Below are 17991 nucleotides of genomic sequence, written 5' to 3'. Positions count from 1 at the left end.
CCTTGCTTTATTTTGAATAAGTAACTGATATTGATTAATTGAGCCCAGTGTATTTGAAGCGCCTAAACTTCACCTCACCATTGCCTGTAGCGAAAATAGCCGGCTTAAGATATCCCCATCCGGATAAAACATTGTGGTGATAACCCGATATTTCAGCTACAAAGTCAATCCTTTTCCATGACTCGCCATCCAGGCTATAGTAATAGAGCAGATCATTGTGGTCATTTTTGAGCCGTAAGTAGACATGATCCTGGTTGATTGCGTTTGCTACTTCATTACGTTCGCCATTGTTATGCAAACGGTAGATGCGATTATTGGCAAATTCCAATCCCGCGTAATACTGGGAGTTGTAGTAGAGTATCAGGCCACCTTTTGCATCATTCGTACCGGAACTTACATTCACGGTAAGCTCGTAGGAATTATTCGAGGGCATAAGGGTCAGCGGCTGGGTATTTTTTATCGAATTTCCGATTCCTTTTATGGTTAGCGCACCATCGCCAACAATGAAATTTTCCTTGTTTGCATTGTTAATGATATTCCATTGAGGGCCAAGATTATTGCCGGAAAAATCGTCGGAGAGTTTAATTCCATGTAACACCGCCTTGCCGGCCGGCTTTTTTAATGGCGCTGCTGGGTCGGCATTGCCAGGCACTTTGAACCAACCGTCCTTTGTCCAGGTAATGGGCAGCAATAGCGTCTGCCGACCGAGGGTCCTATTTTCCCTTTCAAAACCATGGAAAATGATCCACCAGCTGCCGTCCGGAGCATCCACCAGCGTTCCGTGACCTGTAGACGCCCATTTGCTGCTCCGGCCTGAACTCTGTACTATAGGGTTGAAGGGGCTGTTTTCCCATGGGCCGAATGGGGTTTTAGAGCGTGCGGATACTACCATGTGACTTGTCGGCGGGCCGGCAGTGCCGCCTTCGGCTACCGTCATGTAGTAATAATTATTAAAATAAGTAAGCTTTGGAGATTCCAGGCAGAAACATTCCACGTGCCAATCCTTCGGATATGTCCATCCCTCATAGATCTTTTTCATCGGGCCGTTTGCGCTGAGACCGTCATCAGTCAGTGGCACTATATTCCCACCGGCTATATTAAGATATCGCTTGCCATCCTGGGCAACCACATGGCCCGGATCTATACCGCCGATCTTGATATCTTTTGGCTTGCTCCACGGGCCGGCAGGATTACTGGCCGTTACCACCCAGTTGGTACCGTTTGCAGGAAAATAAATATAGAACAGCCCTTTATGCTTGATAATGTCCGGAGCCCAGACGCCGCCTACATGTTCTGTCAGCGCGTTGGCGATCGGCTGCCAATTCACCAGGTCCTTCGAATGCCATATCAATAAACCGGGAACGTTATCAAAAGACGAATGGGTCATGTAGTAGTCATCGCCGTCCCGGACAACTGACGGATCGGCATAGTTGCCTTTGAGTATGGGATTTAAAAAGTATCCGTTTTGCAGGTCAGCGCAATATTGGTTGTCAACTGAACTTTTGTGCTTTGCGGTATTCTGGCCATAACAGGTAAAAGAAATCGAAAAGAAAATGCAGGAAAAAAAAGAGCCTTTAAAATTCATTTTGCTTTATTTGTTGTAATTGCGTTTCAACGCCGGTATCATTATCTCAGGAATATATAAAAAATAGCGGGAGAATTTTCTCCCGCCATTCAGATAGCATCTACTGTGGCGGGTGCCCAAACATCTTATCGGTTGAACTGGACCGATTTCACGGAGCGACGAACTGCCACTGCTGATTAGTGTCGCCTGTTGGTTTCCATTGCAGGATACCCGCCCCCTGGCCTGTACCAGCAACATCTACTGCTTTCCCGGAATTTACGAATATCATGCTGTAATAACCGGGGGAGGGCGAAGAAAAGTAAAATTTGGAATTGCCTCCACCGTTGTAGTCCCACAGGATAACGGCAGCATTGTTATCACCGCTATTTCCAGCAACGTTAATTGACCGGCCGCTGCCTACACCCTGTAACCTGTAGAAACCACCGCCGAGGCTCACAAGCGTCCAGCGCTGGTTGCTGCCGCCGTTATATCCCCACGCGTTCAGCGCGGTGTTGTTAGCCGTGCCGCCTGCGACGGCATCCAGGCTTAACCCATTGTGACGCGCGTTCAGCCGGTAGGTTCCTGTGGGGACCGAAACTATCTCCTGTTCCGGGGTAACATTCAGAACCGTTACCATGCTGATACAGTTCATGCCAAATTGTTCGCCGGCTGGGGTCGGATTACGCCAGTCGTTGTTCGAGATATTGTAATCTGTACGCCTGTTGTTCCAGGCAGCGATACATTGGCGAACAAGCCATGGATTATATCGGCTCCCCAGATTGTTTTCCCTGGCAAGTTTGGCAATGCCGCGTACACAAGCATCGGCTTCCTGGTTCATTATGCCCCATTTTTCCACAACGTGGTCTGCTGTGCGGATCGCGTCGTTTAGATATTGTGCATCCTGTGTGTGCTTAAATAATGACGCAGCTGCGTTGATAAAAGAACCCGCATTGTAAGAGTTGTCGGAATATTGTATCGATCCATCATTTACGATGGCTTCATTTACGACACCTGTGCTGGTATTGTAAATACCGCTGCTTCTAAACCAGGCATAAATTTGTTTGCACTTATTGAGATAGTTGACGTCCCCCGTCGTTTCATAGAGAAAAATACCACTAATGATCATGGGATTATTGGCAAGCGAAGCTTTGGTATGCTTGTCCATATTTTCCCAGAGCCCTCCACCTACCACATTGTCCCAGCCCCGGTTAAATGCGAAATTCCAGTTGTTGGCCGCAACGGTTCGGTAGGTTGCATTCCCGGTCACATTATAGGCGCGGATCATCGCAATGCAGGCCCATGCAATATCATCGGTCCAGGAGTTCCAGGACCAGTCCTGTGTTTCCTGAGTCAGGAAGGAGGTTATCAGATCTGTGATCAATTGCCTGCGGGCATTTGTCGGGTTTCGCTCGTAGGCGTCGATCAGCCCGGTGATCATAAATGCCTGACCCCAGAAATAGGCTTTGTCCCGCTTGTTGATCCCGTCTACAAGGTAGGTCTGGCCGCCAGATCTAACCAGGAATGCCTGCAGAAAACCTTCGTAGGCAGCGTCCGCGTTTGCCACGGGGTTTATTGGATTTACGGCCATCGGGGCCATATTCCCGGCCAGAAGCTCGGCTTTGTATAATTCAGCGGGCTTTTTACATGCGGATAGCATAATAAAAATTCCAACAAATCCGAGGATCCAGGTTGTTGTTTTTTTGTTTAATGTGCTCATAGTATGGAATTTGGGTTTAAATTATTCTATAAGGGTTTTTAATATCCTGGATTAGGTGTTAGCCGTTTGTTCTGTTCGATGGCGCTCTGAGGAATGGGTAGCCAGTTCATGTGGTGGGAAAACGTGCTATTGAAAACCGGCACTTTTGTGTAGGAAAGGTTTCCCCCAGCTCCGGGCGTTATCCTCATCCCATATTGCGGCTGGGTAAGCACTGCTTCGCCTTTTGTAGTAATGTCCCAGCGGCGGATATCGTACCAGCGCTTGTCTTCAAAGGCCAACTCTATTCTGCGCTCGCGGCGGATGATCACGCGCATTTCAGTTTGGCCCAACCCGGCCGGCAGGCCGGGAATACCTGCACGGTCGCGCACCTTATTGACGGCAGCGTACACACCCGCATCCGGTCCCACGGCTTCGTTTTGCGCTTCGGCGTAATTGAGCAACACTTCCGCATAGCGGTAGAAAATATAATTGGATGTTCCCGGGTTAATACCGAGGCTGGTCTGGCCAAGGATAGATTCATCCAGTGTTTTCCTGCCGTTATAGCCGGTGTTGCTGATGTCGCTGGAAGAACCCAGGTCTATCTGGTTATTGCCACCTGTGCGTGACTGGAATATATCGCCCTGCCAGGTAGATCCGTCATAAACAATGGAGGCATAGAAGCGCGGCTCCCGGTTTACATAAGGGTGCTGTGGGTCATAGCCGGAAGCAGGGTCCGTGATGTGTTTGCCATTATTCATCAGGTAATCGTCTACCAGGTTCTGTGTAGGTTGAAAATTTCCCCAGGCTTGTTGCACGCCTCTGACAATTACAGGTCCCTGCATGCCTTCCCTGCGATGACCTTTGCTGGGCGCAGCATATCCTTTGGCGAAAATGGTTTCCACGTTCCAGTTATTAACTGCGAGGAATTGCCCATTGTAATCAGAGAACAGATCGTATACATCCAGATCCATTACTGCTTCGCTTGAAGCGGCCGCCTTGGCCCACTTGGCGGCATCGTTGGTTGTATTCACCAGCGGACTGGCAGCAAATAACTGCACCGCGGCTTTCAGCGTAAGGGCAGCGCCTTTGGTCGCACGGCCGCTGGCAGTAGCTATGGTGGGCAGGTCGGCTGCGGCGGCATCACAATCTGCTTCTATGAAAGCCAGGGTTTGATCGAGGCTGGAACGGCTTATGAAAATGCTGTCGCCCATAGCCTGGTTGTTCAATGGCACGGAGATCAACGGCACGCCCCCGTAATTCTGATAGAGGAAGGAATAGAACAGCGCACGAAGGAATTTCACCTCTGCAACGCGTTGCTTATACCATTCGTCTGAGAAGTTGGACTGGTACTTTGCCGCTTGCTGCAGGAATACATTGCACTTGCGGATTCGGCTGTAATTGTCGGACCAACTGAACATACCACCCGGGCCATTCGGAGCATTGGAAGGATTCAAAGCATTGGAACGTATAAGCGATTGGCCTGTCATCCAGGTGGCGCCCACGCAGCTGTTATCTGTCCATTGGTCCAGTATCTGGGATTCATTATTCATATCCGGCATCTGGTTGTAAACGTCATTTATAAAAAGGTCGGCATTCGTTTCACTGGCAAAAGTGCTTTCATCGGTGAGCGATCCCTTTGGGTCTACGTTCAGGAAGCCGTCTCTTTTACAAGCGCCTGCGCTCACCAGGAGTACTGCCAGTATGAGATTATGTGCGTATGTTCTGTATTTTGTTTTCATCTTGCATTGCTTTAGAAGGTGGCATTAATACCAAAGGTGATGATCCGCTGCTGGAAGTAGCTCATATTGCTGCTGTTATTCTCCGGGTCCAGTATTTCCCTGATCCGCGGCGTCCAGGTAAAAAGGTTCTGACCTGATACATACACGCGTAGCCCGCGGATGCTATTCCTCAGTGTACGGGAGGAGAAGCTGTATCCCAGCTCCGCGCTGCGGAGGCGCAGGTAGGAAGTGTTGCGCATCCACCAGGAAGATTGCTGGGTATTGTTGGCGGTAGGCGCCCCGGTGATCCTCGGATACAATGCATCGGTGTTGGTGGGCGTCCAATGGTCTTCGTATGCAAGTACGGTAGCGGAACCGGATGACTGGAAAGGCCATACAAAGTACTGGCTCACATACAGGGAACTGTTGCCTGAACCCTGGAATAAAAGGTCCAGGTCAAATCCCATGTAAGACAGGTGGGGTTCCAGGCCATAAATGATTTCAGGCGTGTTGGAATATCCAATACGGGCAATGTCATTGGCGTCGATCCTGCCATCTGGCTTCCCCTCGGGGCCGAGTAGATCTTCGTAACGGATATCGCCTGGTTTGACGGTTCCGAAAGTGGGTACGGGTATGCCGTCTTTCAGGCTGCCGTCCGCATCAAAATCGCCCTGCTGAAAGTAGCCAATAGCCCGCAACCCAAATTGGGTACCGTTGGGGCGGCCGGTTTGCCGGCGGTTCGGATTTTTATAAGTAGCATCGTTTTCGTAAACAGTCAGCAGCTTGTTGCGTGCAAAGGTGAAAGTACCCTTTACATCAAGTCGCAGGCCATTGGAGAAAGTTTTGCTGCTGCTTACCGTAAAATCCACTCCTCTGTTCTGCATAACCCCCGCATTGATCAGGCCCGTGCCGATGCCATACTCTGCAGGCAGGGCGTTACCGATGCTCACGAGCATATTGGATCTTTTTTCGCTGAAATAATCTGCTTCGATACCCAGCAGCCCTCTCCAAAACGTTGCTTCAAAACCAACATTGGTTTTCTTTGCCCGCTCCCAGGTAATATCGGGATTGCCCTGCAGGGCTTCGTTGATGCCCTGGGTAGCGCTGCCGCCAATAACCGCAGAGTTGCCTGTTACATTGTAAGGGCTTAGGTATTGGTAAGTCTGAATGCTGCCGCCTGAGCTGGGATAAGCGCCGGACTGGCCCCAGGAACCACGGATCTTCAGGTTGTCGATCCAGGTGAGATCTTTCATGAAGGCCTCTTCGGAAAGGCGCCAGCCTGCTGAGAAGGCAGGGAAGAAACCAAAACGGTTTCCCGGTGCAAATAGGTAGCTGCCATCATAACGGCCGGCTGCCTCAAAGAGGTATTTATTATCATAACTGTAGCCTATCCGGTAAACGTAACCCAGCTGGCGCTGACCGCTGGACAGGCCGGAGTTGGTGGCATCGGAAGCTGCCGGACCGCCGAAGTTGAGCTCGTCGATGTTCAGATTGTAATTGATACGCTGGGCACGGAATGTCTGGTATTTGACCACACGGTTTTCAACAACCGCCAGTCCGGTCACGTTACTTTTACCAAATTGACCACTATAATTCAGCATCCCCTGATAGGTGAGTGCCTTGTTCATTGAAAAGTCTTCGTAGAATTGGGCTTTTGAATTGCCCTGTATTCCTTTTACATATTCATATGGACGTTTGGTGGTGTCTACATTCCAGAACGGGATGGGAGTGCGGTACTCGCGCTGAAAGGAGGTCCTGTTACCGAAGATCGGATCGGGGCCATTGTCATAGCTCACCACTCCTTTTATGCTCAACCCTTTTACGGGCAACTGCTGTTCAATGGCCAGCTGGGTCATAAGGGCGCTGTTTTCGTTGAGATGATAACCGCTGTGGTAAATCTCGCCGATGAGCGATTGCCCGATATAGCCCGACCACAGGCCGTTGCTATAATAAACAGGTGTGGTGGGAGCCTGGCGCATGGCCTGGTCCAGGATACTGCCTGCTCCGATGGCCGGGAAATGCTGGTCTTCAACATAGCCGTTGGCGGACACGCTTACTTTCGTGGACTTGGTCACGTTCGCGGTAATGCTTAGGTTAGCCATATATTTATTCAGATAGGTAGTGCCCCACATTCCTTCCTGGCGTTGATAGCCGACCGATGCAAAGTATTGGTAGTCGTTGTTACCGCCGCTCATCGATAGGCTGTGGTAAGTGATGGGGCGGTTTGGTTTAATGATATCATTGAGCGGATGGCCGTTAGGGTGGCCATCCGGATCGGAATGATCCCTGAATTTCAGAATGGATTCCTCGCTGTACGCAGCGGGCTGGCCGTCGTTGGCATTGGCCTCATTACGCAGCAGGGCATATTGGTATGAGTTAACGAACTGTGGCACCCGCGTAGGGTTTTGAAAGCCGTAATAACCATTATAGGTCAGGGTTGGCTTGCCGGCCTTACCGGCTTTGGTAGTAACAACAATTACACCATTGGCTCCTGCTACCCCGTAGGGCGCTACGGCGGCGGCATCCTTCAGGACGGTAAACGTTGCTATAGAGTTGGGGTCTAACCGGCTGAAATCGCGCGGTACCCCATCAACAATAAGCAAGGGGGCGGTGCTGCCGATGGAACCCACACCGCGAATCTGTATGTTAGACCCGTCGAAGCCCGGCTCGCCGGAACCCTGGGTAGCGATAAGGCCGGACACGCGGCCCACCACGCCATTGGTTAGGTTTACCACTGGCTTATTGGCAACATCCGCCGTGTTCAGCGTGGCCACCGCGGCTGTCAGCGAGGTGCGCTTTTGCGTACCATAACCCATTACCACCACATCGCTCAGCACCCTGGCATCTACCCGCAATTGTATATTAAGGACAGCTTTGCCCGCTATGGGTATTTCCTGGCGTTCATACCCTATGAAAGAAACAACCAGCGTGGCAGTATCCGGCACTGAGAGGGAGAAGTGGCCGGTTTGGTCTGTTTGGGTGCCCTTTTGGGTGCCCTTAATCAAAATGGACACATTGGGCACCGGCTGCCCGTTGTCGGCGTCGGTCACCTGGCCGGTGATGGTATGGTCGGCGGCAAGCAACTGTAACGGTATTAGGAAAATAAGGAGAAAGCCGATGGCGGAAAGCCACCGTTGGATAAAGGCGTTGCGACCCGTAAATGTTCGTTTCATGCGTGGATGTTTTTTACGTAGCGATTAGAACTGAAGGGATATCGTGGTGTTCTTCTTTTACAAAGTTGGGAAAAGCTGTGCCGTGAGGTTTGTCCTTACATGCATTTAATCAGCCCCTATGTACCTGTTTTTTGCCGGTTGCGGGTGATATGGCATGCCGTATCATACATTTTTTTGCCACTATCGTACAGCCGGAGCCATGCTGGCGGCTACAGGCTTGTGGAGGACGGGTTTAATCCGTAGATTCGTAAAGAAGTTGATTATTCCTTTTTATAAACTGTTTTTACTTCTGCAAACACTTTCATTCAAAGCAGGCCTGCTGATAATGTTGCTGCTGTTGGTAGCCGGGGGCCGGATGCTGGCGCAATCTTACCCTTATCATTTTAATGCACTGACCGTAGACGAGGGGCTTTCCCACACCGATGCAACGGATATTGTGCAGGATAAACAGGGATATATCTGGGTGTCTACCCTGTTTGGCATCAACCGGTTCGACGGGTACCACATCCGGCGGTATTATAATGGTAACATGCCCCTGGGAAATGCCTACCGCAACCGGGTACTCTGCATGGGGGTGGACAGTACCGGTTTTTTATGGTTGGGTACAGAAGCCGGTTTCCAGCGTTTTGATACCCATACGGAAGGGTATATAGATTATACCCTGGAACGGGCGTCGCAAATGTTGGACCCCGTAAAGCTGGTGGTTCACTCTCCGGAGGTGTTTTATGCCCTGGCAGGAAGCGGCCGTCTGCGATGTTATGTGGCGAAAGGAAGAAGATTGGCAGAAAAAAAACTGCCACTGCCTCCCGGCATAAGTATCAATGATATTGACATGAGCCAGGACGGCCGGCTATTCATGGCTACTACGGAAGGTCTTTGGGTGTTGCAAGCGAACGGCACGGTGGTGCGGGTAAATGTGGACGGCTGCCCCGAAAAGCAATTTAACAGGGTGTTTGTAGATCAATCGGAGCACGTGCTGCTGGGTTCAGCAAAAAATCTTTACCTGACCCTGCCCCTGAATGAACATTGGGCCGTTGCCAAAACCATGATCCTCAGTGCAGAGGTAACCGCCGTGGTCCAGGAAACGGATGGCGATTACTGGGTAAATGCAAACCAGCGCCTTGTAAAACTAAGCAAAGACCTGGATTTCATCCAGGAGATCAATAACGGGAGTCCGGTTAAATATATTAACCTAAGCGGGCTGCGGACGCTTTTCATTGACCGGTCGCAGTGCCTTTGGACGGGTAGTTTTGGCAATGGAGTACACTATGCAGACCTTTATGAAAAGAAGTTTTATACCCTGCAACATCTTCCGCAAGAACCGCATTCTCTTTCCGGCAGTTATGTGCGGGCCATCCTGGATGAAAATGGAAGAGATCTTTGGGTAGGGACGAACGATAATGGCCTTAATCATTATGACCTTGAAAAGCAACAGGTGGTACAGGTATATAATAACTACAACAGCGCTGTACGCCTTCCGGGTAATACCATCACCGCGCTGGCTACAGACAATGAACGTAACCTGTGGATAGGTGGCATTCAGGGCATTGTGGTCATGCGTCCTGATCGGCAGCAGCTTTGGCGCCCGCCGGGATCGGAAAATTTTCCCAATCATGTGGTAGATGTCCTGGTAAAAGACTGCTTTGGTAACATTTGGTTTGGTGACCACACGCATAATTTTGGTGTAATCTATAAGGACGCTGCTGGAACATACCAGGTTAAACGGTATGGGGAAAGCTATTTTATACACGCGGATTCCGTGAATCCTCAGCTGATGGCCGCCAGTACCCACGGTCTCAAAAGGCTGATCGTGGATAAGGAAGGTAATATCCTGAAAAGCCTGAGCTATCAGGCTACCGGTAAACCTAACTCCCTGAGCTCTAACTACATTTATCCGATTGCGAAGCAGAACGATAGTACTTACTGGATAGGTACCATTGGCGGGGGGCTGAACCGCATGATCCTGCGCCCGGACGATTCTTTCACGATCACCGCTTTCACCGAAGGCATCTTTAAAGATGTAGAGGGATTGGAAATAGATGATCAGGGGTATATATGGCTGGCGGGTAACGGTCTGCAGCGCTTTGATCCCCGCACCGGCGCAGTAGTTCGGTATGATAAAAATGACGGGCTGCAGGGCAACAGTTTTAAAGTGAACTCCTCCTGCCGCGGTGCAGAAGGGGTATTGTTTTTTGGGGGGATTAATGGTTTGAGCTATTTCCGGCCCGCAGATATCACCTCCAACCCTGTCGTCGCCGCTCCGCAGATCACGCGGCTTTCCGTAAATAACGAACCTGAAGACTCTACCCGTTATATCACCGCTGATGCAGCCGTGCGTCTCAACCACTTGCAGAATAATTTCGTGATCTCCTTTAGCGCCATGCATTACGCCAATCCACTGAAATGCCGGTTTCGGTATATGCTGAAAGGCCATGATGACACCTGGCAATACACGGATGGCAAAAGTGCAGGCGCCGCCTACAGCAATCTGGAATTTAAGGACTACACTTTTCTGGTAGAGGCATCTAATAATGATGGCGTTTGGAGCGGGCGGCAGGCGAGTATAATGATAACCGTGATTCCCCCCTGGTGGAAATCCACGGCGGCGAAGCTCTTTTATATCTTATTCTTCATTGGCGCTTTGCTGGGCATTTATGTTTACCAGGCCCGCTGGTACCGGTTGAAAAATGAACTAGCCCTGCGCGCCGCAGCCGAACGCCAGCGCGAAGCCATACATCAGCAGCGTGAACAACTGTACCAGCAGCAATTGCAGCTATTCACAAATATATCCCATGACTTCCGTACCCCGCTAACCCTGATCCGCGGACCACTGGAACGCCTCGTTTCCGAAGATGAACAACCAACGCGTGCCCATGCCTATCAGCTGATGCTGCGTAATGTAAAGCGACTCATCAGCCTGGTAAGTGAGCTGATGAATTTCAAAAAAGTGGCTGATGGGGCCATTCGCCTCCAGGTGCAGCCAATGTCGGTAAGTGAATTTTGCCAGAGCTTATATGAAGAATTCGCGGCGCTGGCAGAAGGAAAAAATATTCGCTTTGATGTCATTGATAAAACAGGCAGCGGTACATCAGTGAATTATTTTGATGCACAGGTGCTGGAAAAGATCCTCCTGAATCTATTAAACAACGCTTTCAAATATACCGACAATGGCGGACAGGTAACCCTTCAGTACTTCCTGGAAAAAGAGCTGTTCAAACCATCATTTAATGCAGGTCTGCAACTGCCGCATGAACTAAAGGCCAGCCAATATATTTATTTTTTGGTAACGGATACCGGTATTGGCATTACGGAAGCTTCCCTCCCTGACATCTTTGACCGCTACTTCCGCGTGAGCAATCATCACCTGGGATCAGGAGTAGGGCTTGCGCTGGTAAAGAGCCTGACGCATTTGCACAAAGGTGAGATCGCAGTATTCAGTGAGCGCAATAAAGGCACAGAGTTCCTGGTAGCGCTTCCCTGGGGAAAAGAAAACTACAGCGCCGGTGAGATCATTGTGCCTGGTATTCAAAAAGGTTCGCAGCTGGAGCAATTGGACAATGAGATAGCTGCACCTCTTAATTTAACGCCGATGCCCAATGTAACCATCAGGAAATCCAAGCACATTTTACTGGTGGAAGACAACCTGGAGCTGCGCACCTTCCTGCGTGAATCGCTGGAACCCTATTATCACGTACATGAGGCCGGCGACGGCAGCAGTGCAATCATAATAGCAGCAGAACTTAATCCTGACCTGATCGTAAGCGATGTAATGATGCCTGGCGTGAATGGTATCGAATTATGTAAATACATCAAGCAAACTTTTGAAACCAGTCATATCCCCTTCGTAATCCTTTCTGCCAAGGACGGTTTGGACACTAAGCTAGAAGGCCTGGAGTCTGGTGCAGACTACTACTTCGCCAAACCACTGAGCACGTCTTTGCTGCTGCTAACCATCAATAACATTTTTGACCGAACCGGCAAACTGAAGCGGCGATATACCAAAGATCATCTCATAGAAGCTACAGAACTGGTACACTCACAGAAGGATAAAGACTTCATGAACACATTACTGCAAATCATAGAAGACAATATCCAGAATCCCGACCTGGAGGTAGATTTTCTGTGCGTACGCATGAACATCAGCCGCACAAAACTTTATCAAAAGATTAAAGGAATTTCAGGTCAGTCCGTTGGAGAGTTTGTCAAAACCATCCGTTTAAAGCGGGCCATTTACATTATGACACATGAGGATGTAACACTTGGGGAAGTTGCCGACAGGATCGGGCTACAGAGCAGTTCTTATTTTTCCAGGATGTTTAAGAAAGAATATGGGAGTTCTCCATCGGAATTTGTAAGAAGGCTGCGCAATGCTTCAAAGTAGAAAATCATGAAATTCAGTGGGTTGACCTTCATAAAAGTATATAATTGTACTATATATTGTCCAATTATGAAAATTATGACGGAAATTGCAATATTTTAGTATATTAGTATTCTAATTGTTATTTATGGACTATAACTTTATTAAGGATATCCTCGATTTAATTAATCAATACGATCACGCAAATCTTAATAGGAGTTTACATAAAAATGACGTGGAAGATTTTAAAAAATGGATTGTTGATTCCTATAAAGAAGAGCATATACAATCATTTCAGCCTGACTGGGAAGGCAAAATGACAGGAAGGAGTCCTGAAAGCGTTATAGCCAGTCACATTGTCCATATGAATCGTTTCGGCAAAAATTATTTTAAATCAGCAATGCACGGCTCAGAATTTTCCAGCCAAGACGACGTGATCTATTTAATTGTTTTGAAGTTCAGTAAGAACATGACGAAAATAGATTTGATAAAAAAGAATGTTCATGAGAAACCGGCCGGAATGCAAATTATTAACCGTTTAATTGCCAAGGGTTGGGTAAAGCAGACAACTTCGGAAATTGATAAAAGGAGTAAAGTGATCAACATTACTCCTCTCGGCCTGGGAGTGTTAGATAGATTATTAATAAAAGTGCGCCAGGCAACTAATATTGTTTGTGGTGATTTAACGGCTGGTGAAAAATTGGAACTCATAAGATTACTAAATAAACTGAATGATTTTCACCAGCCAATTTATGATAAAAATATCGATACTGAAAACCTGCTAGGTGAAGTTTTAAATAGTATGCAAAAATGAAGAAAAATGTTGCCATCATAGGCGCCGGGTTTTCGGGGCTATCGTCTGCAGGGTATCTTGCACGTAAAGGGTATGAAGTGCATGTTTTCGAAAAACATCACCACCCTGGTGGAAGGGCAAGACAATTTTGCACGAAAGAAGGCTACGTTTTTGATATGGGGCCAAGCTGGTATTGGATGCCGGATATTATTGAAAGTTTCTTTTCTGATTTTGGCTATCGGACTTCTGATTTTTTTGAACTGGTGTCCCTAAATCCACAGTTTGAAATGATTTTTGCCGATGGAAAAATTTCTGTTCCGGAGAAACTTGATGATATGAAAATCTTGTTTGAAGAAATTGAGAAAGGCGCAGGAGGACAATTAGAAAAATTTATGAAGTCGGCGAAATTCAAGTATGAAGTTGGTATGAGGGAGTATGTGAACAAACCTTGCAATTCCTGGGTAGAGTTTTTATCACCTAAAATTGCGAAAAGTGCTTTAAGCCTTGATTTATTAACCAATTTTAGGACTTATGTAGCGAGATATTTTTCCAATCCTAAATTGAAAACGATGATGGAATTTCCGGTTATATTTCTTGGCGCTTCACCTAAAAATATACCAGCACTTTATAGTCTGATGAATTATGGTGGTTATGCCCTGGGGACACATTATCCTATGGGCGGATTCCATCAATTGATTCTTGCTATGCACAAGTTAGCCAGCAGGGAAGGAGCCACTTTCCACTTCAATCACACCGTAGAAAGAATAAACGTTGAGAATGGAAGAGTAAGTTCACTAATCATCAATAGCAAATGTTATAAGTTTGATACGGTGGTTGCTTCCTCAGATTACCATCATACAGAAACACTTCTTGATCAGGAATACAGAAACTATTCTGAAAATTACTGGCTTCAGAAAACTTTTGCTCCTTCCTGCCTGATTTATTTTCTAGGGATCAAAGAAAAGATACCTAACCTTAAACATCATACACTTTTTTTTGAATATGATCTCGATGAACATATCGATAGTATTTATCGCGATAAAAAATGGCCGGAAAAACCACTTTTTTATTGCTGCTGCCCATCTAAAACCGATGCAGGCGTTGCCCCGGAAAATTGTGAGAACCTTTTTCTTTTAATGCCTTTGGCAATTGGAATAGCGGATAATGAGCAGATCAGGGAGAAGTATTTAAATGAGATGCTGTCGAGAATAGAAAAACAAACAGGGATTAGTAACCTAAAGTCAAAAATAGAATTTAAAAAAAGTTATTGTGCAAGTGACTTTGTTTCGGATTACAATGCCTATGGCGGCAATGCATACGGGCTTGCGAACACCTTAAGTCAAACAGCCATATTAAAGCCTAAAATCAGGAATAAAAAAGTGAGTAACCTGTTTTATACCGGCCAATTAACCGTGCCGGGCCCTGGTGTTCCGCCGTCCATAATTTCGGGGAAAATTGCCGCGGATGAAGTGATCCGTCTTCTTCAAAAAACACAAAAGCACGTTATAGACAATCATTAAAATAAAAACTAAAAATATGAAAAGTCGATTCGTGTCAAAAGCTGGTATTGGAACCTTTTCTATCTTGTCAATGTTACTGTCTTTTACTTCCTGTGAAAAAGATAAGGACAATGATTCGCCAAAAACGATTACGGACGTCGTTTCCTCCAATCCCAATTTCTCACTTTTAAAAAGTGCTGTCGTTAAAGCAGATCTGGCAACTACGCTTAGTGGTACAGGCCCATTTACGGTGTTTGCGCCGGATGATGATGCCTTTGCTTCATCGGGTATTACCAGCAGCGTCATTGCCGGCCTTTCCGCTGACCAGCTTAAGGCTATTTTGTTGTATCACACACTTGGTTCAAAAGTTATGGCCGCAAATGTGCCAGCAGGCCCTAATGCTGCGGTAACGACGGCCGGGGGTGGAACGGTGTATGTAACCAAAAATGCCAAAGGGGTTTTTGTGAATGGCTGGAAAGTAACAGCCGCAGACATAGGGGCAAGCAATGGAGTGATCCATTCCATTGAACATCTGCTTATGCCACCTGCCGGAAATTTAGTTGAAGTAGCACAAGCCAATAGTAATTTAACTTACCTGGTAGCTGCTGTAATACGGGCAAGCCAAGGAAGTGCGAATGTTGCGGCGGTTCTTACATCTGCCGGCCCTCTGACAGTATTTGCGCCAACAAACCAGGCTTTCATTGATGCGGGTTTTCCTACCGTAGCTTCTATTCAGGCGGCGAATCCAAACACTTTGGCTTCGATACTCACCTATCACGTAGTAGCCGCAAGAACGTTTTCATCCGATCTTTCCAATGGACAAAGTTTGACAACCGCAAATGGGGGCAGTATTATTGTTGGCCTTGGTAGCAATGCCACCGTAAAGGGAAATAGCAACACAAGCCCCAGCAACATTACCGCTGTTAACATTATGGCTACGAATGGTGTAGTTCACGTTATAGATAAAGTCCTTCTTCCATAATTATTCAGTTAATGAATTCTATGAAAAACCGTGAGTGAAAAAAGGCAGGGCCGTTTAAAATAAAATTTATTGCTCAGGAAATGGCCCTGCCCCTTAAATAAATATGGTAATAATATTTAATGATGAAGCATGTCACTATTCTAAACGTTGGGCTATGAAGAAACTATTTGATGAACTTTCTTATGAAGTAAGTAAGCGTACTACAGAAAAGTACAGCACCAGTTTCTCATTGGGCATTCTGGCGTTAAAAGCATCTATCAGGCCAGCGATCTATGCCATATACGGTTATGTCCGGCTGGCTGATGAAATCGTTGATAGCTTCCAGGGATACGATAAAGAAAAATTATTAAACAGGCTTAAAATAGAAACGGGAAATTCTATAGATGAAGGGATTTCATTAAATCCTATACTGCAATCGTTTCAGGAAACGGTGTGCCGGTACCAGATTGAAAGAACATTAATTGACCAGTTTTTGCATAGTATGCAGTTGGATTTAGGTCAGGTAGATTACAATGATGCGTTGTATAAAGAGTACATATTCGGATCTGCCGAAGTAGTGGGTCTTATGTGTCTGCAGGTATTTACTGAGAATAACAAAGCTCAATATGAAGAACTAAAGCCTTATGCGATGAAACTCGGCTCTGCATTTCAAAAAATTAACTTTCTGCGGGACCTGAAAGACGATTATCAAATATTAGGGCGCACTTATTTCCCGAATATCAATATAGGCGTGTTTGATAATTGCGTAAAATGCAAGATAGAGGAAGAAATTGAAACGGAATTCAAAGAGGCTTTAATAGGCATAAAGCGCTTACCTAATTCTTCAATGTTTGGAGTTTATCTGGCTTACAGATATTATTTATCGCTGTTTAAAAAGATAAAAAAGAAATCTTCCAAAGAGATATTGAATAACAGGATTCGGGTTCCCAATCCTGAAAAAGCGATTGTGGCGCTTAAAAGTTATGTAAGATATAAAACAGCTTGCTTACGATGATCATTTCCTTATATTAGAAGACTTGTTCAAAAAAACGGTAGAAATTATGAATGCTTTAATTGCATTGTTTGTTTTTGTCGCCATGGAAGGAGCCACATGGTTCATTCATAAATACATTATGCATGGATTTTTATGGGTGCTTCATAAAGATCATCATGACCATAGCAATGAGGGGCTGTTGGAAAAGAACGACTACTTTTTTGTGATTTTTGCCCTGCCAACGATTGCACTAATGTACTTTGGTTCTTTACGGAACTTTAATTACCTTTTTTTTATCGGCCTGGGCATTATGTTATATGGGATGGCTTATTTTTTGGTACATGACTTATTTATTCATCAGCGAGTAAAGTTTCTTTCACAAAGCAAAAACCCATATTTTCTTGCCTTGCGGAGAGCACATAAACAGCATCACAAACATCTGGGTAAAGCGGATGGAGAGTGTTTCGGGTTTCTATATGTGCCATGGAAATATTTCCAAATATTTTTTAAGGCTAAACAGGGGTAATGTCATACACTTACTTTCTAATTATTTTCCTGACAGTCATTATCTGTTTTATTGCATCTTTTGACAGAAGGATCCGGTTCAATAGATTTTTCATCCCTTTTCTAAAAGCCGCAATCATTGTGGCTATTCCATTTATCGCCTGGGATATCTGGTTTACTGCTCATGGAGTATGGTGGTTTGACACAAAATATACAATTGGCGTCATCATAGGCGGGATACCATTAGAAGAATGGTTATTTTTTATTTGCATTCCCTTCGCCTGCGTATTCACTTTTTATTGCCTGGATATGTTTTTCAGGTTGGACTGGGCGGATGGTTTTAACAACATCATTGTTTTTGTGAGTGTTATCATCTGTTCTGTAGTAGCATTATTGCACCACGAAAAGACCTACACGCTTGTTACAGCAGTAGCAGTCATTGTTACTTTCATTTATCTTCATTTTATTGCACGCGCAGAATGGATAGGCAGAGCTTCCTTTACTTTCTTAGTCCTCATGCTTGGGTTTTTTCCTGTAAATGGCGTTCTCACCGGCACGGGTTTGGAATCCCCCATTGTCAATTACAATCCTGAAAAGTTTTTAGGTATCCGGATGTTGACAATTCCTATAGAAGACGCTGCTTATGGATATGTACAGTTTTTGCTGGTAATTTATTTGTTTAAGCTGTTTAAGGGAGAAGAAGTAAACAATAGTCATCTCCAAATTTAGTAT

The 17991-nt window shown here is 46.3% G+C and carries 11 protein-coding genes; 7 read left to right on the top strand and 4 right to left on the bottom strand.

From position 1 onward, the window contains the following. Positions 1-34: 34 nt before the first annotated feature. The 4 genes from EG028_RS01410 to EG028_RS01395 form a co-directional block, all read right to left on the bottom strand. Entirely contained in the window at positions 35-1585 is a 1551-nt protein-coding gene (locus tag EG028_RS01410) for a family 43 glycosylhydrolase (protein ID WP_120514252.1), read from the bottom strand. 148 nt (positions 1586-1733) lie between these two features. Next, positions 1734-3281 carry a glycoside hydrolase family 76 protein gene (locus EG028_RS01405; protein WP_120514251.1) on the bottom strand — a complete coding sequence of 516 codons (1548 nt, stop codon included), beginning with the start codon at positions 3279-3281 and terminating at the stop codon, positions 1734-1736. Between the two features lie 38 nt (positions 3282-3319). After that, the gene (locus tag EG028_RS01400) at positions 3320-4999 is read right to left on the bottom strand and encodes a RagB/SusD family nutrient uptake outer membrane protein (RefSeq protein ID WP_120514250.1); all 1680 of its coding nucleotides are present in this window, start codon (positions 4997-4999) and stop codon (positions 3320-3322) included. A gap of 11 nt (positions 5000-5010) precedes the next feature. Then, positions 5011-8151, bottom strand: a complete 3141-nt coding sequence (locus EG028_RS01395; RefSeq protein ID WP_120514249.1) for a SusC/RagA family TonB-linked outer membrane protein — start codon at positions 8149-8151, stop codon at positions 5011-5013. Between the two features lie 325 nt (positions 8152-8476). Between EG028_RS01395 and EG028_RS01390 the strand changes: the two genes are divergently transcribed. The 7 genes from EG028_RS01390 (at position 8477) to EG028_RS01360 (ending at position 17988) form a co-directional block, all read left to right on the top strand. Continuing rightward, the gene (locus EG028_RS01390; protein ID WP_162946190.1) at positions 8477-12532 is read left to right on the top strand and encodes a hybrid sensor histidine kinase/response regulator transcription factor; all 4056 of its coding nucleotides are present in this window, start codon (positions 8477-8479) and stop codon (positions 12530-12532) included. Between the two features lie 124 nt (positions 12533-12656). Then, positions 12657-13322: a MarR family winged helix-turn-helix transcriptional regulator gene (locus EG028_RS01385; protein ID WP_120514247.1), complete on the top strand. Its 666-nt coding sequence runs from the start codon at positions 12657-12659 to the stop codon at positions 13320-13322. Beyond that, positions 13319-14821, top strand: coding sequence for a phytoene desaturase family protein (locus tag EG028_RS01380; protein ID WP_120514246.1), 1503 nt, complete (start codon positions 13319-13321; stop codon positions 14819-14821). Before EG028_RS01385 ends, EG028_RS01380 begins: the two co-directional genes overlap by 4 nt. A gap of 16 nt (positions 14822-14837) precedes the next feature. Further along, positions 14838-15782, top strand: a complete 945-nt coding sequence (locus EG028_RS01375; RefSeq protein ID WP_120514245.1) for a fasciclin domain-containing protein — start codon at positions 14838-14840, stop codon at positions 15780-15782. A gap of 154 nt (positions 15783-15936) precedes the next feature. Beyond that, positions 15937-16776, top strand: coding sequence for a phytoene/squalene synthase family protein (locus EG028_RS01370; RefSeq protein WP_120514606.1), 840 nt, complete (start codon positions 15937-15939; stop codon positions 16774-16776). Between the two features lie 46 nt (positions 16777-16822). Continuing rightward, on the top strand, positions 16823-17281 hold the full coding sequence (locus EG028_RS01365) for a sterol desaturase family protein (RefSeq protein ID WP_120514605.1): 459 nt from the start codon (positions 16823-16825) through the stop codon (positions 17279-17281). Then, a complete protein-coding gene (locus EG028_RS01360) occupies positions 17281-17988 on the top strand; it encodes a lycopene cyclase domain-containing protein (protein ID WP_120514244.1) in 708 nt (235 codons plus the stop codon). The genes EG028_RS01365 and EG028_RS01360 overlap by 1 nt, the downstream gene beginning before the upstream one ends. The last annotated feature ends 3 nt before the right edge of the window (positions 17989-17991 follow it).

The sequence above is a fragment of the Chitinophaga barathri genome (assembly GCF_003807585.1).
GTDB classification, from domain to species: domain Bacteria; phylum Bacteroidota; class Bacteroidia; order Chitinophagales; family Chitinophagaceae; genus Chitinophaga; species Chitinophaga barathri.
The sequence above is the reverse complement of the archived record's forward strand: the minus strand, read 5'-3'. Positions and strand labels throughout refer to the sequence as shown.

What these genes read in the sequence shown, in the direction of transcription:
- EG028_RS01370 (WP_120514606.1), top strand. Translation starts at nt 15,937, where the DNA reads ATGAAGAAACTATTTGATGAACTTTCTTATGAAGTAAGTAAGCGTACT.
- EG028_RS01385 (WP_120514247.1), top strand. Translation starts at nt 12,657, where the DNA reads ATGGACTATAACTTTATTAAGGATATCCTCGATTTAATTAATCAATAC.
- EG028_RS01395 (WP_120514249.1), bottom strand. Translation starts at nt 8,151, where the DNA reads ATGAAACGAACATTTACGGGTCGCAACGCCTTTATCCAACGGTGGCTT.
- EG028_RS01365 (WP_120514605.1), top strand. Translation starts at nt 16,823, where the DNA reads ATGAATGCTTTAATTGCATTGTTTGTTTTTGTCGCCATGGAAGGAGCC.
- EG028_RS01405 (WP_120514251.1), bottom strand. Translation starts at nt 3,281, where the DNA reads ATGAGCACATTAAACAAAAAAACAACAACCTGGATCCTCGGATTTGTT.
- EG028_RS01380 (WP_120514246.1), top strand. Translation starts at nt 13,319, where the DNA reads ATGAAGAAAAATGTTGCCATCATAGGCGCCGGGTTTTCGGGGCTATCG.
- EG028_RS01375 (WP_120514245.1), top strand. Translation starts at nt 14,838, where the DNA reads ATGAAAAGTCGATTCGTGTCAAAAGCTGGTATTGGAACCTTTTCTATC.
- EG028_RS01390 (WP_162946190.1), top strand. Translation starts at nt 8,477, where the DNA reads ATGTTGCTGCTGTTGGTAGCCGGGGGCCGGATGCTGGCGCAATCTTAC.
- EG028_RS01400 (WP_120514250.1), bottom strand. Translation starts at nt 4,999, where the DNA reads ATGAAAACAAAATACAGAACATACGCACATAATCTCATACTGGCAGTA.
- EG028_RS01410 (WP_120514252.1), bottom strand. Translation starts at nt 1,585, where the DNA reads ATGAATTTTAAAGGCTCTTTTTTTTCCTGCATTTTCTTTTCGATTTCT.
- EG028_RS01360 (WP_120514244.1), top strand. Translation starts at nt 17,281, where the DNA reads ATGTCATACACTTACTTTCTAATTATTTTCCTGACAGTCATTATCTGT.